This is a genomic window from Pedobacter sp. GW821-FHT01D05 (genome assembly GCF_059422505.1).
In genome coordinates, this window is sequence record NZ_JBWKXA010000002.1 from 300,399 (window position 1) to 326,980 (window position 26,582).

A 26,582-nucleotide genomic window follows, 5' to 3' on the forward strand; every position below is an offset into this window, starting at 1 on the left:
CTGAAAGCTATAAATAATTAGAATCTAATTTTAATCTTTCTCTCCCGTAACCCTTGCCCTAAAAAGCAAGGGTTTTTTTATGACATAATTTTTAAACCCCTCCAAGCGTTTATGCTTATATTTGTAGAGAATGAAGAAGAAAGTAATTTTTATCCTGTTTGTACTGGTATGTACATTTGCGGTAAGTCCCAATGTTAATGCCCAATGTTCTATGTGTACCATTAATGCCGAGCAAGGTGTTAAAAACGGAAATACACAAACAGCAGGCTTAAATACCGGAGTGTTATATCTTTTATCTCTTCCTTATTTAATGGCTGTTATTGTTGGCGTGGTTTGGTATAAAAAATACCGCAAAAAGAATATTCATCTCAACATGAAAAAAGAACCTTTTAATCTCAATTAAAAGCATGTCTGAGCAAACTACCTCAAAACTTTATGCCATTGTACATTGTAAGTGTCCGCATTGCCGCAGGGGAGATATTTTTACAGGCAGTATGTATGGCTGGAACATTCAGCATACCAAAGAAATCTGCGGGCATTGTGCACAACGTATAGAAATTGAGCCTGGTTACTTTTATGCAGCCATGTATGTAAGTTATGCGATGAATGTAATCGAAATGCTGTTCGCCAGTTTTATCACCTATTTAATTTTCGGCCCGCTTACCGATGCAACTTTCTGGCATTACCTGACCGTTATTTTTGCAGGTTGTTTTATCCTATATCCGTTTAACTATCGCTATTCGAGAATTATACTGCTTCATATTTTATCGCCGAACATTAAGTATAAACCCTATTACGATAAGTAGTATTGGTTAATCGTTTAAATCGTATAAACTGGTTAATTGTTAAATTCAGCGATTAAACAATTAACCGATTAACCAGTTAACCCATGTAATGCTGTATGTTAAAAAAAGAGACCCTTAGTTTTATAAAAGATGTAGCGGAGAATAACAACCGCGAATGGTTTGCCGCCAACAAAGAAGTTTACGAAAATGCAAAGGCCGACGTACTCAATCTCGTAGCCAGTATTATCCCAGAACTGGCCAAAATAGACCCAACCCTTTCGGCAGAGATGGATCCAAAGAAGTGCCTTTTACGCATTTATCGCGATGTGCGCTTCAGCAAAAATAAAGATCCTTATAAGAATAACTTCGGCATATGGTTCTCTACCAAAAAAGGAGGGAACGAACCCGGTTATTATCTGCATATTCAGCCAGAGAAAAGCTTTATTGCCGGTGGATACTGGATGCCGGATGCACCACATTTAAAATTGATCAGACAAGAGATTGATTATAATATTGGCGATTTTAAAGAAATTATTAACAATGCAGCCTTTAAGAAAAATTTTAAACTGGGGGTTGATAATGCCCTTAAAAATGCACCCAAGGGTTATGATCCGGCAGATCCAAATATCGAATTTTTAAAATTGAAAAGCTTCGAGGCCACCACAAAAATCGATGATGAAGAATTTTTAAAACCAAACCTCGTTAATAAGTTGATAAGTTCTTTTAAAACAGTACAACCATTAGTTGCATTTTTACGGAATGCCATTGAGCAATAACCACTGTTAATTTTCAATGACCAATACCCAAAATAATCAATACCCAAAATAATCAATAACCGATAGTCAATGTTCAAACTATAAAAGGTCTTGATACTTGATACTCAAATCTTGACAATAAATATGAAAAATACCTTTCTTGCATTTGCCGTTCTCCTGTTTATTTCTTCCCTAAGCTCTTGTGTTGTTCTCTCGCCTAAAAAGTACAAAGCCTTATTAGGTACTAAAGATTCGTTGTATACTGCTTTTAATGAGGGCTTAATTAAGATCGAAAACTTAGAAAAAGAAGTAAGTAAGCTTAAAAAGGATACGACCTTAATGGCTGAAGAACTTCGCGATCTGCAGAACAATTACAATGAAATGGATGCGAGCTATAAAAAGCTTAAAAATAATTCTTCATCAGAAATTACCAAACTATCTGGAGATTTAGCTGCCCGCGAAAAACGCTTAAAAGAAGTAGAAGAAGTTTTGCGTAAACGTGATGAAGCAACCAATGCATTGAAAGAAAAACTTCAACAGGCTTTATTGGGCTTTACCAAAAGTGGTTTAACCGTAGAAATTAAAAATGGTAAAGTTTATGTTTCGCTAACGGATAAACTATTGTTCCCTTCGGGAAGTATTATTATTGATGAAAAAGGAAAACAGGCCCTTACCCAATTGGCAAACGTATTAAAACAACAACCGGAGATAAACATTGCTGTTGAAGGTCATACCGATAACCAGAAAATAAATAACCTGGGACAGATTAAAGATAACTGGGATTTAAGTGTGTTAAGGGCTACCTCTGTAGTACGTTATTTAACAGAGAATGAGAAGGTAGAAAGTGTAAGGATGACGGCTACAGGTAAAGGCGAATTTCAACCTTTGGGTACCAACGCAAATGCAGATGGAAGAAGTAAAAACAGAAGAATAGAAATTGTACTTTCGCCTAAGCTGGATGAACTTTATAACTTGATTAAATAAGGTATAATACACTATCGGTTGGTGTTCTCATCAACCGATATTTAAGACATTTAAGAATAATTTCTTTATAATTAGGAAATGGATGGCCTGTGGTTCTTGGAGGTTTACAGTCCCGCTTTATGCTTTATACCGATGAAGAATCGGTATGTTCGCTTTAATCGGGTTTAGGAACAAAGGTTTGTGCACCCGGCAACCCCAAAAATGAAAAACTGTTCTAGCCATTTAGCCCCGGTTGCAGCGTTACCCTGCAGCAACGAGGTACGAGGAAGCGAAGCGTAAAAGCGGAAAACGGGAAGAAACTCATTGTTTTGTACAGGCGCTGCGCTCCAAATAAAAAAAATACTTTAGACTTAAGGAATGATGGCCTGCATTTAGAAAAATGCCTTAAAATAGTTGAAGGGCTTTTATAGGTTTTGGTGCCGGCGGTAAGATTTTAAAATCTTAAAGGTATGCTCGAACTCATGACTGCTTAGGTTAGAATAATCGGGCATAGAGAGTTTATGTACCGTTAAAAAGTTTAACAGTTCTTTAATTACGTTTGATACTTCTTCTGATTCTTCGGTATGTTTTAGGGTATCGATCTTACTTAATAACAGGGCAATCTCGAACATCTTAAAATCATTCTTTCCCGTAATACCCAAGCCGATATTAGTTTCTATAAGCGCTTGTTCGTAATTATGTGTAGCATTATAAAAGTTGGCTTTAAATACACTAAAGCTGGCCAAAATAAAATTGGTATAATAGGTGTAATCGCTGCTGATGATTTTATCAACGAATTGCATAATGCGCTGCGCTTTTTTAAAATAGTTGAGCTTGATATAGGTTTGACCTAAATGAAGCAGTAAAAAAGGAGAGAAAACGGAATATCTTACATAAAAAATATTGGGATACTTAGTCAGAATAGCCATGATAAAGCGGTGGCATTCGGCATAGCTTTTTTGAGAAAACAAGGTAATCAATACCAGTCGGTAAGAGAGTATTTCGGCAGAAGTAATTTCTTCGTTTTTCTGTGGTTTACTCTGATCTATCTCCTGGCAAAGTTTTATTATTTTATCTTCTAGGGTTTTACTCTCGTTAGGTTTATTAACCAGGTTATTGTAGAAATAAAGAATTAAATCATAAGGATTAATTGGGAACAGCTCATTTAATCTTTTGTAGTTCCGCTTTAGCAGCTGCATGGTATTGGCTAAAGCTACTTTATCCACATCAATAAGATTAACATTGCATTCTATTACGTGGAGCATAATCTGAATGTCTTCATTCAGTACGTTTTCCGAAATGGTTTTGATGGTTTCCTTATACAGGTTGCTCATGGTTCGCCCTGTAGCCATAATATCGATAAAATCGACACCAATGCTTAACTTATTGAAATTAGAATTGGGTTTGCCAAGTTCGTATTTAGACACATAACAGATAAAATCGAAAGCACTGTTTTTTTCACTGTTGGTAAATGGCAGCCTGAAAATGTTTTTTAAGGCTGCGATCTCATTTCTGGTGATGCAGAACCTAATGGCCCAGTTAAGTATATAGTCTCTCAGAGGGGTTTGGCCAGGGAAACTGTTTAATATATGCTCGAAAAATGATTTGCAAGGCCTGTAATCAAACTTATCAGTAATCTGTATAAATAGGAAATAGGTATAAATGTCGTCGTTTAAAAAGCGGACAATTTCTGTAGGGATGGCTGTACTTAACCTTTTTTCTTCGATGATGATACCGGCATGTAAAAGTTCTTCGTACGCCTCGGGATAACAGTTGATATAACTTAGGATTTTTTCTTTAGAAACCCTTAATTTTTTATTCCCTTCCGAAATGCTATCGCTTATTTTTTTAAGGAGAAATACTTTTTCTGTGCTTTTTTTTGCCAGAAATACGCGTTTCTCTAAGAAATAGTTAATTAATTCATAACGTAACAAAGGGTTGCTCAGCTCAAGGTGGTGGTTCTCGTCTTTGAGCTTGAAATAAACCTGTAACCAGAATGGTGTTTTAAACTGAGTTAATAGGGGAGGGCTTACATCTGCCCGGTTGATAATTTTGCTTTCTATATGGCTTAAGGTATAGAGTACCTCATCAACATTTAACGATGGTACATTGCTTAGGGTTTCCTCATCATAAAATAAGCCCGTATACCAGGCTTTAGTTAAAGATGCAGAACCGTAAATAGCAGGCTGAAGATTAATCCAACTATTCGTTCGCAGGCCAAACGCAAGCTTAACAAAGTTGTTTTCTTCAATACTATATAAAAAGTCGATAAAGGTTTTAAAATAATTACTTCTTGCTAAATGTTCATCAATACCATCAACAATAACAATGAAACGGCCTTCTCTCTTTTCGGGATTTTTTTTAAAAAAACTGATTAATTCGGTAAGGCTCCCAAATTTAAATTCTTTTAAAAACCAGTCTTTTAAAGTATTTCCAGTTTGAATAATAGTATTAATACTGGTAGAGTTAACCAATAAAACGATGTCGTTTTTGTAGAGGGCATTTTCTGATAAGAAAAAATACTCTATCATGTGTGCAAGCAGTATCGATTTTCCCTGGCCAGGTTGGGCACTTATGGTTGTAAACTGGTAGTTGTTTTTTAAGAAATAATCAAAATCAGGGTAAAAAAAACTTCTGTTGGCAGTAGTACTGAACGGAACACCCGAATTATTTTTATTTGCAATTAACGATACCTCTGTAACAGCATGCGCTTTTAGCTTTAAATCTTGCCAGATACTTTGAACGGAGGTAGTTTGGTTTTCCTTGTCCTTGCAAAATGAGTCCCAATCATTATAGCCTATGTATTGCGATAAGCTATTTAAAGTAAATAAAGAGAATTTATGTAAAGTGTTCGCAAAGCCAAAAAATCGTTTGATGGTTGTTTCACTTACGTAGTTTTTGGTTTCTTGAAATACATACTCAGAAATAATCTTACAATGAGCTGGGTCGATATTTCTCAAACCAGATTTTATAAGGACAAACTTCCTGAGTTCGATAAGGAGATCGTTAGCATTCATTAATTAACAGATGGGATGACTACCGCTAATGTCATCATAATTTCACAATTGAGGAAATCTATTCACGAAGAAAGCCCTGTATGAATAAAATGAATGAAATGGATTGCATAAAAATGAATAGCAATGGATAGGATAGGATACTATTCTAGATTTAGATTTGTCATAATTATATAATGCCTGCAGAATATTTTACCAAACATTAGCATTAGCACATAGTAAGTCTCCTAAAATAACGCCTGACATGATGAAAACTCGTACTTTCTCGTCCCGAACAGGGATAATTCGCAATGCTTGTATTGCAATCATCATTGTATTAACGCTCTTCTCAGCCAAATCGTATTCGCAAACTAAAATATTTGCAAATACTGTCACTAAATCGGATCGTGTTGATAATGCAACAAATGCAACATTAAACAACAATAACTTTGCTACTGTAAATTCATACGGTGGAATTGCTGTTGGCATAGGTTCGTATAGTGGCGAGCTGGAACTTAAATATCCGGCTTCGGTTGCTGCGGGAGTTACATCTTATCTCAGAATAGAGTTTGATGGAGATATCCTGAACAGGTTATTAGGCGGTAGCTTAGGTACTTTATTGGCTAATGTAGGTGGCACAGTAGTTCTCGGAAACCATTCGTTTCAGGTAGGAGCCAGAAATGGTACTACAGCAGTACCGCCAACGGGTGGTAATAGTGTAGACGGATTTTCTTCAGATAATTTACGCTTAGTAAAAGATGCAAATGGTTTCTTTTACATAGCGATAACCCCTACGCAGGCTTACGATAGGGTGTTTCTAAAAGATGTAACCAATGCACTTTTGCTTGGAACGACTAATAGTACGAGGGTTTATTACTCTTTTTATACTTCAGGTACTGATCCTTGTGCACAGGCTTTTACTACAGGGTACGAAGGAACCGGTATTACGCTCGATGCCTTGCAATTGGGTAGCTCAGGTGTAACCAATAGTGAAAGGGCAATTGATTCGGATCCAAATAATTTTTCTCAGCTTAGTTTAGGCATACTTGGCGTTGGTTCATCCATTAGCCAAAATTTTTATTTTGCAACACCATCAAATCCAGGTGACGATATTAACCTGAGATTTGCTACTACCCCTGCGTTGCTAACAGCGGGAGTTTTACAGAACATTTCGATAACCGCATATAATGGCGGCACCCAGGTATATACAGGATCAGTTCCGACTACGTTAAATTTAGATTTATTGGGTCTTTTAAATAGTGGACAGCCGATATCGATTCCTTTTTCACCAGGTGCAAATGTAGTATACGACAGGGTGAAGGTAACACTAGGTTCGGTAGTTACTTTAAACCTTACACAAACGCTTAATGTTTATGGGGTAATCCGCTCTGCGGGCAGGCCAACACCAGCAAGCACTGCAATTGATGCGTGTTATAATAGTACAGTTGCGTTAACGGCAACTACGCCAAATACCAACGAGCTGCTATGGTATGAAGCCATAGAAGGTGGAGCACCAATAAGTACGGTTGCTTTTAATGGTACTTTTACTACACCGGCATTAACGGCTACTAAAACTTATTATGTTGCTGCCAGAAGATTAGGCTGTACAGCCGAATCGACAAGGATTCCTGTTGTAATTACAGTAAACCCACAAATTATTTTTAATGGGGCAACATTAACGAATGCTACACCAGGTTTTGCGTATTCTAAACAGTTAACGGCAGCTACAGGCGGAACGGCAGGTTATACTTATGCTTTAGCAGCAGGAAGTACATTGCCAGCCGGTTTAACTTTATCATCAGCTGGTGCAATTACCGGAACACCAACTGTAGCGGGTAATTCAACTTTCGATGTTGTGGCCACAGACAGTAAAGGCTGTAAAACAACTGCAACTTATAATTTAACTGTTACGGCAGCATTGGTACTTACTCCAGGCGCATTGCCTGATGGTGTAACAGGAACTGTTTATCCAACGCAGACTATTCCGGCAGCTACTGGTGGAACAGGACCATATACTTATAGTGCAACGGGTGTGCCTCCAGGCTTAGCTTTTAATCCGACAACAAGAGAAATTACCGGAACACCAACACAACCTGGAACATATTCTATTCCAGTTACTGTAGTTGATGCGAATGGAAACACCATTGTTTCGAACTACACGATCAAGATTACCGATCCATTGTTATTACCTGCAGCTACTTTAGCCAATGGTACAACTGGAGTGGCTTATCCTACACAGATTATTCCGAGTGCAACTGGTGGAACAACACCTTATACTTACTCGGCAACAGGCCTGCCTCCGGGTTTAACTTTTAATCCGTCAACCAGAGCCATTGCTGGTACACCAACAACACCAGGAACTTATACCGTACCAGTTACGGTAACCGATGCAGATGGAAAAACGGCAACTACAAATTATAGCATTACTGTAAATAGTCCATTAGCATTGCCAGCGGCAACCTTGCCAGATGGAACAGAAAATGTAGCTTATGCTACCCAGGTTCTGCCAGCTGCAACAGGTGGTGTTGGTCCTTATACTTATGTAGCTACTGATCTGCCTGCAGGATTAACATTTAATCCAACAACAAGAGAAGTTACCGGTACACCAACTCAGGCAGGTAATTATGCAATAACCCTAACAGTTACCGATAGTCAAGGTCAAACAGCGAGCAACACTTATCCAATTAAAGTAATTGGAACGTTAAGCCTGCCTACCAAAACTTTACCGAACGGAATTGTTGGTACTTCATACTTACCACAAACTTTACCTGCGGTAACTGGTGGTACTTCGCCATATACCTATGTAGCTACGAACCTTCCTCCGGGATTATCGTTCAACCCAACTACAAGGGAAATTACCGGAACCCCAACACAAGGTGGTAGCTATAATATTTCTTTAACCGCTACAGATGCTAACAATAATAAAGCAACTACCACGTACGCAATAACTGTAACAGTAAATGCGCCGGTTGTAGCTTCTGCTACTGTATGTTCCGGAAGTACTGCAACTTTAACCGTTAGCAACCTTCAGCCAGGTGTAACTTATAACTGGTATGCTTCTACCGGAAGTACACCATTGGTAACCGGTAACAACGGCACTTTTGTAACACCAGTTGTAAATTCGGCAACAGTGTTTTATGTTGAGGCCGTTTCCGGAACAGCAATCAGTTCGAGAACATCGGTTTCGGTTTCGGTTAACCCGCCAGCAACTTTGGCTACGGTTACAACCAATAACCAGGTAATCAACGCTGGCCAAACCACAACATTAACCGCAACCGCTGATGCTGGAAATACCATCGCCTGGTTTGACGCACCTTCAGCAGGAACACAGGTTGGAACTGGGACTTCGTTCACTACCCCAGTTTTAACTGCAACCAAAATTTATTATATAGAAACTACAAGCAGCAATGGCTGTAAAAGTGCAAGTCGCGTTCCGGTAACTGTAACCGTAATTAACGGCGGCGGTGCAACAGCTTGTAATGCAGCGAATAGTCAGAATACAGGTATTAACGGTATTTGTTTATTATGTGCTGTAAATGGCGCAGGTAATTCAACCGATGCTGATGCCAACAACTTCACTAGAATTTCTCTAGCGGTAGGTGTTGCGGCAACAGGTTACCAACAATTAATTTTCCCATCTACAGGTGTTGCTACTGATAGCATCCGTTTAGATTTAGCTTTGCCAACTGGTTTAGCTGATGTTGGTCTTTTAAACAACGTAACCGTAACCGTATTAAATGGTACTACAGTTGTAAGAACAGTACAATTGAATGGTGGATTATTAAATCTTCAACTTTTATCGGGTAACCGTTTTGCAGCAACTGTTTTGGCAGGCGGTGCATACGATAGGGTTCAGGTAAGCTTTGGTGCATTAGTTTCGGCTTTAACCAGCTTAGACATTTACGGTGCAACTGTAGTTTATCCTAATCCAACATTTATTGCTGGTGCCCAATCTATTTGTTCAGGTAACACTGCAACATTAAGTGCAACTGCAAATGGTGGTACTACTTTAGCCTGGTTCGATGCACCAACAGGTGGGAACCAAGTTGGTACGGGTGCAAACTTTACAACTCCGGCCTTAACAGCAACAACGACTTATTATGTTCAGGTAAGCAAAGGAACTTGTTCAAATACAACAAGGGTTCCGGTGGTTATTACCGTTAACCCGGCAATTGTATTTGCAGGTACAACTTTAACCAATGCAACCATTGCATCTCCTTACAGTAAACAACTTCCGGTTGCTACTGGCGGTACACCTGGTTATACTTATACTTTAGCTGCAGGTAGTACTTTGCCAGCTGGTTTAACTTTATCGCCAAGTGGTTTGGTAAGTGGAACACCAACCGCAACCGGTAACCCAACATTCGATGTGGTGGCAACCGATACCAAAGGCTGTAGCACAACTTCAACTTTTACTTTAACCGTAACGCCAGCATTGGCTTTGGCTCCTGGAGCATTGCCTAACGGTGTAACAGGTACGCCTTATACTACAAACGGAATTCCAGCTGCAACAGGTGGAACAGGTCCTTATACTTATTCGGCTACGGGTGTTCCTCCAGGATTAACCTTTAATCCAACAACGAGAGAAATTACCGGTACGCCAACTCAAATTGGGACATTTACCATTCCGGTTACAGTAACAGATGCTAATGGCAATACCATTACCTCTAACTACACACTTAAAGTAACTGATCCACTGGTTTTACCAGCAGCAACTTTAGCCAACGGAACAACAGGAACAGTTTATCCAACACAAACTATTCCATCTGCAACAGGCGGATCAACACCTTATACTTATGCGGCAACTGGTCTTCCTCCGGGATTAACTTTTGATCCGGCTACAAGAGCAATTTCAGGAACACCTACACAATCCGGAACTTTTACAGTACCGGTAACGGTAACCGACGCTGATGGAAAAACAGCAACCAATAACTATACAATTGTAGTGGTTGATCCTTTATTGTTACCAGCAGCAACCTTGCCTGATGGAACTGAAGGAACAGTTTATGCCACACAAACCTTGCCTTCGGCAACCGGTGGTGTTGGTCCATATACTTACGTAGCAAGTAACCTTCCAGCCGGATTAACTTTTAATCCAGCAACAAGAGAAGTTTCGGGAACACCTACACAGGCCGGAAATTATTCGATCAGTGTAACTGCAACAGATAGTGAAGGCAGAACCGCAAGTAATACTTATGCACTTAAAGTAATTGGTGTTTTATCATTACCAGGTGCAACACTACCAAACGGTATTGTGGGTACACCTTACCCAACGCAAACCTTACCAGCGGTAACAGGCGGAACAGCTCCATATACTTATTTAGCAACAAACCTTCCTCCGGGATTAAGTTTTAATACCGCAACAAGAGAAATTACAGGAACACCAACTTTAGGTGGAACTTTTACCATCTCCTTAACTGCAACCGATGCAAATGGAAATAAAGCGACAACAGCCTATAGCTTAACTGTAACGGTTGATGCGCCAGTGGTTGCTGCAGCTACAGTTTGTGCCGGAAGCCCAGCTACATTAAGCGTAAGCAATTTGCAAGCTGGCGTAACTTATAACTGGTATGCTTCTACCGGAAGTACACCGCTAGTTACCAATAATACAGGTGTTTTTGTAACACCTGCGGTAACTGCTCCAACAGTATTTTATGTTGAGGCGGTATCTGGAACGGCAGTAAGTTCGAGAACTGCAGTTAATGTTTCGGTTAACCCACCAGCGACTGCTGCAACGGTAACCACAAACAGCCAGGTAATTAACGCCGGACAGTCTACAACTTTATTAGCAACAGCTGATGCAGGAAATACCATTCAATGGTACGATGCTGTTACAGGTGGAACACAGGTAGGGGCAGGTACTTCATTTACTACGCCAGCATTATCGGCTACTACAACTTATTATGTAGAAACTACAAATGCCAGCGGATGTAAAAGTGCAAGCCGCGTACCAGTAACCGTTACCGTATTAAATAACGGTGGTGGTACTGCATGTAACGCTGCCAATTCACAAAACTCCGGTATAAACGGAATTTGTTTATTGTGCGGTATAACTGGCGCAGGAAATTCTACTGATGCTGATCCTTCTAACTTCACCAGGATATCTCTTGCAGTAGGGGTAGGTGGCTCAGGTTACCAACAATTAATTTTCCCTAACGCTGGAACAGCTACGGATAGTCTTCGTTTAGACTTAGCATTACCAACCGGTTTAGCCGATGTTGGTTTATTAAACAATGTAACTGTTACCGTATTAAATGGTACTACAGTTGTAAAAACAGTACAATTAAACGGCGGACTGTTAAATCTCCAGCTGTTATCAGGTAACCGCTTCACTGCAACTATATTAGCGGGTGGCGCTTACGATAGGGTACAGGTAAGCTTCGGCGCATTAGTTACGGCTTTAACCAGTTTAGATGTTTATGGTGCAACCGTAATTTACCCTAATCCAACGGTAACAGCGGGCGCTCAAACCATTTGCTCCGGAAGTACTGCAACATTAACTGCAACAGCAAATGGTGGTACAACATTAGCCTGGTACGATGCCGCAACTGGTGGTACACAATTGGCCACTGGCGAAACATTTACCACGCCAGCTTTAACTGCTACCACTACTTATTATATTCAGGTAAGCAAAGGCGGTTGTCCGAACGTAACAAGAGTTCCGGTAACTGTAACCGTTACACCAGCATTACCAACACCAGTATTGGCCACAATTGCTAATGTTTGTGAAGGATCATCAGCAACTTTATCGGTTGCCAATCCAGATGCTGCGGTAACTTATAAATGGTACGATGCTGCAACCGGTGGAAACTTAGTATTCACTGGCGCGGTATTCCCAACTCCGGCATTAACAGCAGCAACTACTTATTATGTAGAAGCATCTCAAGGAAACTGTACAAGCACTACACGGGCTGCGGCAGCAGTATCCGTAAATCCTCGTCCGGCTTTACCAGTAGTAACTGCAAGTTCATCAACAGTGAATGCAGGGCAAACTGCAATTTTAACAGCTAGCTCGGCAGATGCAACCAATACTTTCAACTGGTATACTTCTAACACTTCAACCACACCAGTTTATGTTGGTGCAACTTATGTTACACCGCCACTATTGGCAACTACAACTTATTATGTAGAATCGGTTTCAACCAACGGTTGTACTTCTGCAAGCCGCGTACAAGTTACCATCACCGTTGATGGAAATGGATCTCCAAACCCAGTACCTTGCGAGGCAGCAACAACACAAGTTGGTGGTGTTACTGGTGTAGCTTTATTATCGGGCGTGTTTAACCCAACATTAGCTATTGATAACGATACACAAACCGCATCTTCATTGGTAATGCCAGTAGGGGCGCTTGGTGCATCAGTTTATCAAAGAGTTGGTTTTGGATCATTATCTAAAGTTGGCGATACGGTACGTGTTTTAGTATCATCTCCAGGAAAACTACTATCACTTTCGTTATTAGGAAACGCTTCCATCACTACTTATGTTGGAACCAGTAGCAATGGTGATTCGAGATTGTTAAATGATAACTTAATCAATATTCAATTGCTAAGCGGTAATACCCAGGCCTTGATCACTTTTGTGCCAACGAATGTTTTCGATGGAGTAGAAGTAAGGTTAAACTCTGGTTTATTAGGTGCTTTAACATCTATTAACTTAAATTATGCGCAACGCATTTTAGTCGCACCTACTGTAGCATCAGCAAATGTTACGGCTTGCGTGGGCCAAACTGCACAGCTTGAGGTAAGCAACCCGTCAGCAAGCTTAACCTACAGATGGTACGATGCTACAGGTACATACTTAACCGGTAAAGACGGTATCATATTTACTACCCCAGCTTTAACAGGCGATACTAAATTCTATGTTGCAGCGGTTTCTGCCACTGGTTGTGTAAGCTATAAAACAGTAGTTAATGTAACTACAAACCCTGCACCGGTAACGCCAGACTTATTATCAGCATCTGTTAATACTTGTCCGAATACATCTGTTACTTTCCAGGTTAAAAATCCAATTGTAGGCACAACCTATAACTGGTACGATGCTGCAACAGGTGGAAACTTAGTATTTACAGGTGATAACTTTACAACACCTTTAATTACTGCAAATACCAGTTATTTTGTAGCAGCAGTAAATAGCTGTGGTAGCTCATCAGCAAGAACTGAGGCTAAAATTATAATGGGAACTATCGATGTTCCGGTAATTACACCACCATCAGTAACCATCAGTGAAGGTTCTGTTGCCGTATTAAAAGCAACGTCGAGTACAGCAGGAGCAACCATTAACTGGTACACTACTGCAAATGGTATAGTTCCAGTATTTACTGGCGAAACTTATGTAACACCGCAATTAAGTGCAACCACTACATATTATGTGGAAGCTACTATTCCTGGTGGCTGTACTGCAACAAGCAGGGCAACTGTAACCGTTACTGTAATTCCTAACGGTACACCGATAACCACACCTTGTGGAGCGGCTACAACAACAGTTGCAAGCGGTGTAACGGGAGTAGCTGTATTGGCTGGTGTTTTCAACCCAACTTTTGCGGTTGATAACGATATCAATACAGGATCTAGTTTGGTTATACCAGTAGGATTGCTTGGTGCATCTGTTTATCACCAGGTTGGCTTTACAGGACTATCAAACGTAGGCGATACTTTAAGAGTGAAAATTACCACTCCTGGTGCATTGCTTTCGGTAGGCGTGTTAAACAACTTAACGGTAACTACTTTCCAGGGTACAACTAGCAATAACGATGCGGTTTCTATATCTAACCCATTAATCAGCTTAAAATTATTATCAGGCGGTACATCGGCTATATTAACCTTCGTTCCAACAAGTAAATTTGATGGGGCAGAATTGAGATTAAGCTCTGGTCTTTTAGGAGCATTAACATCTGTTAATTTAGATTATGCACAACGTGTAATCACCACGCCAACAGTTACTGCAGCTACAGCAAGTGCTTGTCAAGGTTCATCTGCTACATTGAGCGTGCAGAACCCTCAAGCAGGTGTAGTGTACAAGTGGTACTTAGGCACAACTTATCAGGCCGGAAAAGATGGAGCAACTTTCACAACAGATCCAACTTTAACTGCGGGTACTTATACCTATTCGGTAACGGCAACAGCTAATGGTTGCGAGACTTTAGGAACCAAAGTAACGGTAACTATTTTACCTCCGGCAGTAGCACCGATTCCATCAACTACCAATCCAGCTACAACTTGTATCGGCTCACCAGCTACCTTAAGTGTACAGGCTGTTGCAGGTATTACTTATAACTGGTACGATGCTGCTACAGGCGGCAACATGTTGGTAACTAACAACAGTAGCTTTACTACGCCTGCATCGCTTGCAGTAGGACCACATGATTACTATGTGGAAGCCATAAGTGGAGCGGGTTGTTCAAACTCAACACGTACCAAGGTTTCTATTACTGTTAATCCATCAGCAGTTGCTGCGGATGTAACAGTAACCGGAACAACATCATTATGTGCTTCTGGTACAGCGGTGCTTACTGCAGCCAGTACAACAGTAACCAGTCCGGTATTTACCTGGTATACTGATGCTGCTTTAACACAGGTTGCTTTTGTTGGTGCCGTATTTAATACGCCAGCCATTACCGCAACTACCAAATACTATGTTACCGTTAGCGGAACAAATAAATGTGCAAATACAGCAGGTAATGCAAAAGAGGTTACCGTAACGGTAAATCCTGTTGCTACTCCAGCTGATATTAACTTAGCTGGAACAAGCACAGTTTGCGGTGGCTCTTCAGTTACTTTAAATGCAACAAGCACAACTGTAACCAACCCGGTATTTACCTGGTACAGTGATGCGGCTTTAACTACAGTAGCATTTACTGGTGCAAACTTCGTTACGCCAGTACTTACTTCAACCACCACCTATTATGTAACGGTTAAAGGCGATAATAAATGTGAGAATACAGCAGCTACTGCAAAATCGATTACCATTACGGTTAATCCTGCAGCTACTGATTCAGACCTTGCCATTAACGGAATTGCATCAATATGTAAAGGATCTACAGCTGCACTGTCTGCTTCAACAACAACAGTAATCAATCCTGTATTTACCTGGTACAGCGATGCTACTTTAACAACAGTGGCTTATGTAGGTGCTAGCTTTACTACACCTGCGCTTAATGCAACCACCACTTATTATGTAACCGTAAAAGGTGATAATAAATGTGAGAATTTGGCTGCAAATGCTAAGGTTGTTACCGTAACCGTTAAAGAGTTTGCAACTTCTGCAGATATTGCGGTAAGCAATGCTCAAATCTGTTCAGGTTCTACCGTAATGTTAATGGCTTCGAGTACTACCGTTACTCAACCGGTATTTACCTGGTATAGCGATGCATCATTAACAAGTGTAGTATTTACAGGTCCAACTTTCACAGTAACTGGATTAACTGCCACCACTACTTATTATGTAAGCGTTAAAGGCGCCAATAAATGTGAAAACAGCGCTGCAGATGCTAAAGCGGTAACAATAACCGTTAATCCTTTGGCAACAACTACCGATATTATTCTTAGTGGAAGCACAACTGCTTGCGCAGGATCATCGGCAGTATTAAGTGCAACATCGCCAACAGTAACTAACCCTGTATTTACCTGGTACAGCGATGCTGCTTTAACCAATGTAAGTTTCATTGGTGCAACATATACGACGCCGGCTTTAACCAGCACTACTACTTATTATGTAACCGTAAAAGGTGATAATAAATGTGAAAATGCACCTGGTACAGCTAGGGTAATTACAATAACTGTTAACCCGGTTGCTACTGCTGCCGACATAACCGCTACTGATGCAACAATATGCTCAGGATCTGGTACTACCTTAGTAGCAAGTACAACAACCGTAACCAACCCAACATTTACCTGGTACAACGATGCTGCTTTAACTTCGGTAGCATATGTAGGTACCTCATTCGTTACCCCGGTATTAACGGCGACAACTAAGTATTATGTTACAGTTAAGGGTGATAACAAATGTGAAAACTCAGGTATTACTGCGAAAGTGGTAACGGTTAATGTTAATCAGGGTGCAACAGCTGCAGATATTACCTTATCAACACCTACATTGGTATGTGGATCGGGCACAGCAGTAATCAATGCAAGTTCAACAACAGTAACCAGTCCAATATTTACCTGGTACAATGATGCCTCATTAACAAGTGTTGCCTTTACCGGACCAATATTTACCACACCGGTATTAACCACCACTACTACTTATTATGTAACCGTAAAAGGTGCTAACAAATGTGAAAATACGGCAGCAAATGCAGCAGCAGTAACCATTAAAGTTAACCCGATTGCGGTTGCAAGTGATATCGTTGTAAATGGATCAACAAATATTTGTGGAGGATCTAATGCAGTATTAACGGCAAGTAGTACAACAGTTACTAACCCGGTATTTACCTGGTATACCAACGCAACCTTAACTGATGTAGCTTTTGTAGGTGCTGTATTCACCACACCAACATTGACTACCAACACTACTTATTACGTAACTGTAAAAGGCGATAACAAGTGCGAAAGCAGCGCTGCTACAGCTAAATCTGTTAACATTGTTGTTAACTCGGTAGCTTCGGCAACTGATGTTACTGCAACAGATGCCACCATTTGTGCAGGATCGTCAGCCAGCTTAGTTGCCAGTACCACAACAGTAACCAATCCAATATTTACCTGGTACAGCGATGCAGCTTTAACAACGCCAGTATTTACTGGAGCAACCTTTAACACACCGGCATTAACCGCAACAACTAAATATTACCTAACCGTAAAAGGCGATAATAGATGCGAAAGTTCTGCCGCAAATGCTAAAGTGGTAACCGTTAATGTAAATGCAGTTGCAACAGCGGCCGACATTACCCTATCTACACTAGCGAGGGTATGTGGTTCTGGAACTGCGGTAATTAATGCAAGCTCAACAACAGTAACTAATCCGGTATTTACCTGGTACGACGATGCTTCGTTAACCAGTGTTGCTTTTACCGGACCAATATTTACCACACCGGTATTAACAGCTACCAAAACTTATTATGTAACTGTTAAAGGAACCAATAAATGTGAAAACACTGCAGCCAATGCGAAAACAGTAACGGTTACAGTTAATCCAATTGCTGTGGCAACAGATATTACCGTAAACGGATCAACTTCAGTTTGTGCAAGTACTGCAGCAACATTGGCCGCAACAAGCACAACGGTTACGAACCCAATATTTACCTGGTACAGTGATGCTACTTTAAATACCGTAGTGTTTACTGGCCCAGTGTTTACTACACCGGTATTAACTGCAAGTGCAACTTATTATGTAACGGTTAAAGGCGATAATAAATGTGAAAATACCGCAGCAACAGCGAGGGCAGTAGCCATTACCGTAAATGCATCACCAAACAACCCAGTGGTATCCGTTCCGAATGGAGGCATATGTGCAGGTGATGGAGCAACCCTAACAGTAACTAATGCACAGGCAGGTGTTACTTACGAATGGTACAATGCAGCAACTGGTGGTAATTTATTATTCACTGGTACAATATTCAATGTAACAGCCTTAGCTGCAACAACAGATTACTACATCTTAGCAATCGGTACAGGAGGTTGTAACAACAACGGTGGCCGTGTTAAAGTAACGGTAACTGTAAATGCGAAACCTACAGTGCCAACAGTAGCAGCAACATCTGTTAATGTTTGTACAGGAAGTCCGGCTGTATTAACGGTAACAAATCCTCAAACCGGTGTAACATACAATTGGTACACTGCAGCTGTAGGCGGAACATTGGCTGGAACAGGAGTAAACTTTACCACTCCAGCAGTTAATGCAAACATCACTTACTATGTTGAGGGAGCAAACGGAACCTGTACCTCATCATCTAGAACACCGGTAAATGTAATTGCACTACCAGTACCAGTTGCACCAGCATCGGTAACAGCAGCAAATGGAACACTTTGTGCAGGTAGCTCAACCATATTAACAGTTAATAATCCGGTAACAGGATTAGTTTACAGATGGTATGCTGCAAGCTCTGGCGGCCCTGTATTAGCAGAAGGTATAACCTTTACTACACCAAACTTAACTACTACCACAATCTATTACGTAGAAGCAGTAGCAGTGGGTGGTTGTGCAAGTCCAACAAGAACGGGTGTTACGGTTAATGTACTGCCGGTATTAGGAAAACCAGTAGTAGTGGTACGAAGCACAACACCAAATAGTGTAACCTTTGCATGGGCTGCTGTTGCAGGTGCTACCGCCTACGAAGTTTCTCAAGATAACGGCTTAACATGGGTAAACCCAACAGGCGGATCAACCGGAACAACTTACTTGGTAGCAGGCTTAAAACCAGATCAAAGTGTAACCATTATTGTACGAGCCAGAGGTCAGATTGAGTGCCAAACCAGTGCAAATTCTACTCCGGTAACTGGTAAAGCAGCTAATCCTTTTGGAGATCAGGTTTACATACCAAATGCATTTACACCGAATAACGACGGTAAGAATGATACCTTCTTAATCTATGGTAATACCATATCAAGCGCCAGAATGAGCATTTTCACACAATGGGGTCAATTGATATTCCAATCAGATAATGTTGCAAATGGATGGGATGGAACTTTCAAAGGGGTAAATCAACCGATTGGAGTTTATGTGTACATGGTTGACATTACATTCACCAATGGAACAACATCATTGAGAAAAGGTACAGTAACGCTGATTAGATAAGAAGAGGATTAATAATAAACAGATAAAATCAAAGACCATGAAAATACTATCGGCTTTAAAAATATATGTTGCAGTGTTAGGATTGCTGCTGTGTACAGCTAAGTCCTTTGCACAAACTGATCCGCATTTTTCACAATATTATGCAAACCCGTTATATCTTAACCCGGCCTTAACCGGGGTAATAGACGGAGATTATCGTGCAACTGTAAACTTTAAACAACAATGGAGTGCACTAAACAGTTCTTTCTTAACAGGTGGAGCATCGTTCGATATGGCTCCAAAAAAGAACTTTGCATTTGGTGCAACCATTTTAAACCAAAGGGCAGGGGAGTTAGATTTTAATTATCTATCAGCACTTGTATCGGGTTCCTACCGTTTAAGGTTTGGTATGGAAGGCTTACAGATGGTAAGCTTTGGTTTACAAGCTGGAGTAATTAACCGCAGTTTCGATTTCTCTCAGGCCAGATTTGGTAACCAGTTTAATCCAATTTCGGGTTATGATGGTGGTATGATGAGCGGCGAAACACTTTCATCTCAATCCTCTTTGGTTCCTGATGTAAATGCAGGTATCATGTATTTTGATGGTAATCCCAACAAAAGTGTAAACGTTTTCTTAGGCGCAAGTGCAGCACACTTAACACGTCCTATGGATCGTTTCTCTGGTTCAAATTCACGTATCCCCGTTCGTTTTACTGCACATGGCGGTGCGCGCATTAAGGCTTCAGAGTTATTGGATATCGTACCCAATGCATTGTTTATGTACCAGGGTAATACAAACGAGGTATCGGTAGGTGCTTATGCACAGCTTAACGTTAATCCATCAGCAAACATTTTGTTTGGTGGTAACTACCGTAATAAAGATGCTGCAATTGCCTTTGTTGGCCTACAGTTAAAGAATATGGTTTTCGGGTTAAGTTATGATATTAATACCTCTACTTTCAACCGCGCTTCTAACAGTAACGGTGGTTTAGAGCTTTCGATTTCCTTAATTGGCCGTAACGGTCTTATTGGTCCAAACTTCTTTTGTCCACGTTTATAATTAATCAAATGAAAAAAATATTACTCTTTTTGTTAGTGGCATTTGGCGGTTTTGCAAACGCACAGTATGTGGTGAATTATAAAAAGGTTGCAGATACTTATTTCGAAAATAAGGATTACTACGCGGCATCTACTTTTTATAAAAAAGCCTTAAAAATTACTGGCGACAGTACCCAGGCCATTTTACCATACGGTATGGAAAGGAAATCAGCTACTGATGATAAAGTGATAGACGATTATGAAGGATCGATTTATAACCTTGCAGAATCTAGTAGGTTGTATAGGGAATTTAACGAGGCTGAAAAATATTATGCCATAGCGATCAACTTTACCAATACACGTTTTAGAAAGGCCCTGTTTTATTATGCAGAAAGCTTAAGGGCAAATAAAAAATTTAACATGGCTATCGATGCTTTTCAGCAGTTCATCCAAAAAAATCCCGGTGATGCTTTGGTAAAAGATGCCCAGAAGGAAATTGAGTCGTGTAAGTTTGCAATTGAAGAAATGCGTTTTCCACGCATGGTGCAAGTAAAAAAAGTACCTGGGAACGTAAATGGTTTAGGCTCTAATTATGCTCCAGTTAAAATCAACAACGAGTTGTATTTTACTTCATCCCGTCCGGTTGCTGTAGGCAGTAAAAAAGACATGGTTAAAACAGATGCTGGAGAAGTTCAGGTATCAACTAAAAGCAATCCATTCCTTAATAATATTTATGCAGCTAAGGGCGAATTAACTTCGGCTGATATTGCAGTGAAAAAAATCGATATCAGTTTCCCTAAAAACATAGAAGTTGCTGCGGCTACTTTTACTCCTGATGGAAATACAGTGTACTTTACAGCTTGGAAGGATAAAGAAAAATATGCTATTTATTCTTCTAAAAAAACAGGTGATAAATGGGCAGACCCACTACCGGTTGGCTTACAGGTAAACAGTAAAGATTTTAATTCAACTCAACCATTTATAACCAGCGATGGTAAATTCCTGCTTTTCTCATCCGATAGGAGCGGTGGTTATGGTAAGTACGATCTTTGGTATTGTACCGTTCGCGAAGATGGATCTTTAGGGCAGGCCGTAAACTTTGGCCCTACCATTAATACTGAAGATGATGAACGTGCACCATACTACAACCCATTAACCAAAAAGTTATTGTTTAGTACCGATGGTAGAATAGGTTTTGGTGGTCTCGATTTCTTTGAATCAGAAGGTGATCTCGTAGATTGGACCAAGCCAAAAAATGTAGGTTATCCATTTAACTCATCAAAAGATGATCTTTATTTCACTGCAACAGATGATAAGGGAACAAAGGGATATATCAGTTCGGATCGCGAATCATCATGCTGTTTAGAAGTATTCGAGGTGAAAAAAGAATACTTCTCTATTGCTGGTATTTTAACTGACTGTAAAACTAAATTGCCTCTAGCAGGCGCAAATGTAACCCTTACCAATGCAGAAGGTGCTCAGAAGATTACAACTGGCACTGATGGTGTATATAAGTTTAAAGTAGATTCGAAAAGACCAATCAAATTACTTTTTGCGAAAGATAATTATTTCGCAATTACTAAAAACTATTCTTACGAAGAATTGGCAAAAGCAGATACCTTGATTTATAAAGATTATTGCTTAAGTCCGTTCAAATTGGGTATCCCAATGGCTTTGGATAACGTTTATTATGAATTTAACAGTGCCGAACTTACCGAGCCTTCTAAAAAAGTATTAGACTTCTTGATTCCGATCATGGAAGATAATCCAGAAATGGAAATCGAGTTGGGTTCTCATACGGATAATATCGGAACCGATGAGTACAACTTAGATCTATCGAACAGAAGAGCAAAATCTTGTACCGATTATTTAGAAAGTAAAGGAATTGCCGCTGCCAGAATGACTTCTAAAGGTTATGGAGAATCAATGCCGATTGCACCAAACGAAATTATAGTTAAACGCAAGAAAAAAGATAATCCGGAAGGAAGAGCAAAAAACAGAAGAACAGAATTTAAAGTAACCAAAAAATAAAATTCAATTAACATCCCGGTAAGCCATCTTCCTAAAAAGAAGATGGCTTTTTAGTTTATATTAGGTTGGTCCAGATTTGTAATCCGAACCTATGTACCGCGGGTTTTTAACCCATTAAATGAGCAAAAGATTATATGGTTCGTCATTTCCGCTTAGGCGGAAATCTTAATACTTTCGCTAGATGGTTGCCTTTGTAGGAACCTTTTTGCTTTTATTCCCGCTGATTTTAGATGATAAACACAGAACCAGAAACTGATTTGTTAACTGAAAACTCCCAGCGGAAAACTGATAATCTAAATTAATCTTTGTAATTTTCACCCATCACTTAAATTCAATGAAGCTTAATATCCAACCAACCGTAATTTTTAGAACACCTAAATTTTCATATCAATCTGAACTCGTAGATTGCTGGGAGGAATTAAAAGCGGCAATAGCAATATCTTCTGCAACATTTTACGAAACCATAAAAGAAGTAAAGGCAAACGAACTTAAAGATCTTCCACCTAAAATTTATTTTACCATCTGGAAATATTTTAACCGTGCGAAATTCCGGTCAACACCATATGGTACTTTTGCTTGTTTTAGTTTGTTAAGTGATGCTATTAAATCATCAGAAAGCAAAATCGTAGTTGAAGAAAGCCAAAAGGTACGCGAACTGGTTGATTGGCCTTATAAGAATAATATCCAATTGCCATTGGCAGAAGTGCTGCGAAAGAACTGCCTCATATTTAGTAATAGCAGTTATTATTTAACACCTAACAGCATCCGTTATATAGCCTGTGCCGATGGCGTTTTTGAACTTGCTGAATTAGATCAAGATGACTTTGTAAAGCAAATATTGGATGCTTGTTTAACGCCAATTAGGCTTAACGATCTGGTAAAAAAATTAAAACTAAATGATGCTGAAACCGAAAACCTGTTTGGCTTGCTGCAGGATATGCACGATTTGCAGCTTGTTTTTACCAACTACGATCCCAATATTATAGGGGAAGATTATTTTGAACGTTTAGGGCTCACCGCTACGGCTGAGTTGCCAAAATATCTTATAGCGCAACGCACGGCTTTATCGGGCAGTATTAATGAACGTTTGCTTCAGGCTATTCCAGGTTTGATCAATATGCTCCATAGTGTAATGCCCGCAAAAGATCGTGATGCCCTTAGTCAGTTTCAGATCAGGTTTAAAAAGAAATTCGAAGATCAGGAAGTACCACTATTATTGGCGCTGGATCCGGAAATGGGTGTAGGCTACGATGAGCTGGAGCAAGCTGGTCAGAACAGCGAGTTTATTACACGCTTCAATACAAAGCCGTCAAAAAAAGCGGAGGTAGAAAATATTAAAACGGCATTAAAAACCTTTCTGACGGAACAAAAGTTCGAAAAAGGTAAAACTATTTATCTGAACAAACTTAACTTAACGCCGAATCAGAAATTAGCAGCCTTACCCAATTCATTTAGCATGGTAATGTCTATTCGTGACGATTTGATTTTTATCGAACAGATAGGTGGAGCTACCTCAAATGCATTAAGCGGAAGATTTACAATGGCAGCCAATGATGTAACGCAGTACGCTAAAGAAATTGCTGGTGCAGAACAACAAGCAAATCCTGAAGTGCTGTTTTTTGATGTGGCCTACATGGTAGAGGCCAATGTAGATAATGTAAACAGGCGAAAACTGATTTATGGACATCAATTATCAATCTTGAATTTTGATACCTCAGCATCGCCACTTGCCTTAAATGATATACAGATTTCAATTCGGGGCACAGAGATTATTCTTCGCTCTAAACATTTAAATAAACGGCTTGTACCGAGAATGGCTTCTGCTTACAACTACATCCGTTCAGATCTTTCTGTATTTAGGTTGCTGTGCGATTTGCAACATCAAGGCTTACAAACAAATCTTTCCTTCCCACTTGATACCATTTTCCCTGATTTGGATTATTATCCAAGGTTACAATATCAAAATATAGTTTTAAGCAGCAATAAATGGAGGGTTAAAAAAGAAGCCCTTTTAGGTGCCGGTCAAAAGTCACTATCCGTTGCTAATTGTAGGTCATACCTGAACAATTTAGGTGTTAGCGAGTACTTTAAAGCAGGTATATCCGATCAAACATTATGCTTTGCACTACAAAACGACGACGATATAAATGCTTTTCTGCAATACCTGCAAAAACATGGAAGTACTTACATCGAAGAAGTGTTACTGCCTCAAAACAGTATCGTGGTTGATGAAGCCACTAAACCCTATTTAGCTCAATTTGTTTTAAGTATAGGTCATGGCGAACAAATTTATCGTGGTTTGGCTAAAACATCAACAAATGCTGAAGTAACGCGATTTTTCCTGCCAGGTAAAGAATGGCTGTATTTCGAAATTTATTGCCACCAGCAACGCGGTGATCAGATTTTGACAGCAGTAATTGCACCCTTCATATCCACTCATACCGATCAGGTCAAATCGTGGTTTTTTATCCGCTACAATGAAAATGGAAACCACATCAGGTTTAGGGTTCAACTAAACAATCCAGGGGATGGGCAGCTGTTAACATCAAAACTTATGGATGATCTGGAATTATTTTTAAATTCAGGTTTGGTGTCTGATGTGCAGATTAAAACCTATAAACGTGAGTTAGAGCGTTATGGCAGCAACATGATCGAAGATGTTGAAAAACATTTTGCTGTAGATAGTGAATTTGTATTATCGCTTTTAGAAACGCAGACTGATGATTTCAACAAATACAAATTGTGTAGCCTTTTGATGGCTAAGATCATCGGATCAAACATTATAGATAAGCCGGCTATCAATAAGACCGTGAGCCTAATGTCTGATACCTTTAATGAGGAACATCGATTAGATGCTGCAGATTTTAAACAATTAAACAGTCACTATCAGGAGTTTCGTAAAACGGAATGGACGGCGTTAACAGCAGCACAGGAGCAGGAGTTCGATAAGTTTTCAGATTCGTTTATCAAAATTCTTAAACAATGTGCTCGAGAAAATGCACTAAAGCTGTTAACCGATCTGATGCACATGCACGTAAACAGGCTTTTCAGCAAAGATCAGCGGACCCATGAAATGGTGATGTATTATTTTCTGCTAAAAGATATCCAGCGTCAAAATGCAATGAAAGCTTAACGGTTTAACCTGGCCAAGGGATTAACAACAGTTACCTCTATTTCTGTAATATAGCGGTTAAGCGGGTCTTTGTAGTACTTGAATACATAATCATTGCCATAAAAATTACTAAGGCGCTTGCCAATATTGTCAATCCCCACATGATGGCTTTCTGTCTGTTTGCCCTTATTATCATTAATCATGTTTATGGTGGTGATATTGAGGGTGTTATTCTGATAAGCAATTTTAATAAGGGCCTGTTGAGTAGAGTGTGAAACATTTCCGTGCTTAAATATGTTTTCAACCAAAGTTAATAAGATAAGCGGTGGAAATCTTAATCCGAACATATCGCCCGTTACCTCAAGTTCCAGATTAATGGTGTTAGCCGTTCGGAGTTTATGAAGATTGATCAGGTGTTCAATTTGCTCAATTTCTTCACTTAGTGGAACCATCTCTGATGCTTCGGGACGTTTTAGTGCATAACGCATCATTTCGGCCAGATTCATAATTGCATCGGCTGCCATCGGTGCCTTTTTGCGGGCGTCGTTATAAATAAAGTTTAAAGTATTAAATAGAAAGTGTGGATTGATCTGGCTCCGCAGATAATTGTTTTGCGATTGAACCAGATCGTTCTCTAAAGCCTGTTTCTCTATCTGGGTAACCAGGTTTTGTCGTTCTAAGGCTTCTACTTTCTTCTGATCCTGAAATGATTTGATAATGTAAACGTAACCAGTAGAATAACCAACATATAATATAGAACGATAGATGCAGGCCAAAACAAATTCCCTGTCAAAAGCTCTGTCCGGATTTGTAGCAATTAGTCTTGTTTTTTCGAATAGGATAATGAGAAGAAATGTAGAAACAACATATGCGAAAATGATTACAAAAATTAGTAGGGTAATCTTTAATGTTTTTATAGCATTCGAACCCGTTTTTAATATTTTTTTTAGTAAAAAGCCATGAGTATAGAACGTTATAATACTAACAATATATACAAGCAGATAAGCTCCAGGTTCTCTGAATCTGTTGGTGGCTAAACCAAGAATAAACACCTCATAAACGATGTAAAGACTCCAAACTAATAAGTGAAATTTATACTTTTCGTAGAATGTTTTTAGGTTTAAAAAGTTCATTTTTTTCTTTTAATCTATTGAAATGGGGTTTTTATCTCCCAAAAGTAGGGGTTTGTGTAAAAAA

At 39.6% G+C, this 26,582-nt stretch carries 10 protein-coding genes; 8 read left to right on the forward strand and 2 right to left on the reverse strand.

Annotated elements, in window-relative coordinates; all coding sequences use genetic code 11:
* The first annotated feature begins 130 nt into the window (after window positions 1-130).
* From AC07VK_RS09465 to AC07VK_RS09480, 4 genes are all read left to right on the forward strand, one after another.
* A complete protein-coding gene (locus AC07VK_RS09465) occupies window positions 131-403 on the forward strand; it encodes a hypothetical protein (protein WP_492960065.1) in 273 nt (90 codons plus the stop codon).
* Window positions 404-407: 4 nt separating this feature from the next.
* Entirely contained in the window at window positions 408-806 is a 399-nt protein-coding gene (locus AC07VK_RS09470) for a DUF983 domain-containing protein (RefSeq protein ID WP_492954200.1), read from the forward strand.
* A gap of 95 nt (window positions 807-901) precedes the next feature.
* Window positions 902-1,561, forward strand: coding sequence for a DUF2461 domain-containing protein (locus AC07VK_RS09475; RefSeq protein ID WP_492960067.1), 660 nt, complete (start codon window positions 902-904; stop codon window positions 1,559-1,561).
* A 123-nt stretch (window positions 1,562-1,684) separates the two neighbouring features.
* Complete coding sequence (locus tag AC07VK_RS09480) at window positions 1,685-2,524, forward strand: OmpA/MotB family protein (RefSeq protein ID WP_492954198.1); 840 nt, start codon at window positions 1,685-1,687, stop codon at window positions 2,522-2,524.
* Window positions 2,525-2,928: 404 nt separating this feature from the next.
* Here the strand turns inward: AC07VK_RS09480 and AC07VK_RS09485 are convergent, their stop codons facing one another.
* Window positions 2,929-5,520: a hypothetical protein gene (locus AC07VK_RS09485; RefSeq protein ID WP_492954197.1), complete on the reverse strand. Its 2,592-nt coding sequence runs from the start codon at window positions 5,518-5,520 to the stop codon at window positions 2,929-2,931.
* Between the two features lie 241 nt (window positions 5,521-5,761).
* On the opposite strand from AC07VK_RS09485, the gene AC07VK_RS09490 reads away from it, so the two are divergent.
* The 4 genes from AC07VK_RS09490 (at window position 5,762) to AC07VK_RS09505 (ending at window position 25,406) form a co-directional block, all read left to right on the forward strand.
* On the forward strand, window positions 5,762-19,225 hold the full coding sequence (locus AC07VK_RS09490) for an Ig-like domain-containing protein (protein ID WP_492960069.1): 13,464 nt from the start codon (window positions 5,762-5,764) through the stop codon (window positions 19,223-19,225).
* Window positions 19,226-19,262: 37 nt separating this feature from the next.
* On the forward strand, window positions 19,263-20,264 hold the full coding sequence (locus tag AC07VK_RS09495; RefSeq protein ID WP_492960071.1) for a PorP/SprF family type IX secretion system membrane protein: 1,002 nt from the start codon (window positions 19,263-19,265) through the stop codon (window positions 20,262-20,264).
* Between the two features lie 8 nt (window positions 20,265-20,272).
* Entirely contained in the window at window positions 20,273-22,273 is a 2,001-nt protein-coding gene (locus AC07VK_RS09500) for an OmpA family protein (RefSeq protein WP_492960073.1), read from the forward strand.
* A 334-nt stretch (window positions 22,274-22,607) separates the two neighbouring features.
* Window positions 22,608-25,406 carry a lantibiotic dehydratase gene (locus tag AC07VK_RS09505; RefSeq protein WP_492960075.1) on the forward strand — a complete coding sequence of 933 codons (2,799 nt, stop codon included), beginning with the start codon at window positions 22,608-22,610 and terminating at the stop codon, window positions 25,404-25,406.
* Here AC07VK_RS09505 and AC07VK_RS09510 read toward each other — a convergent pair.
* Entirely contained in the window at window positions 25,403-26,518 is a 1,116-nt protein-coding gene (locus AC07VK_RS09510; RefSeq protein WP_492960077.1) for a sensor histidine kinase, read from the reverse strand. The two genes, AC07VK_RS09505 and AC07VK_RS09510, sit on opposite strands and share 4 nt — an antisense overlap.
* Window positions 26,519-26,582 lie beyond the last annotated feature (64 nt).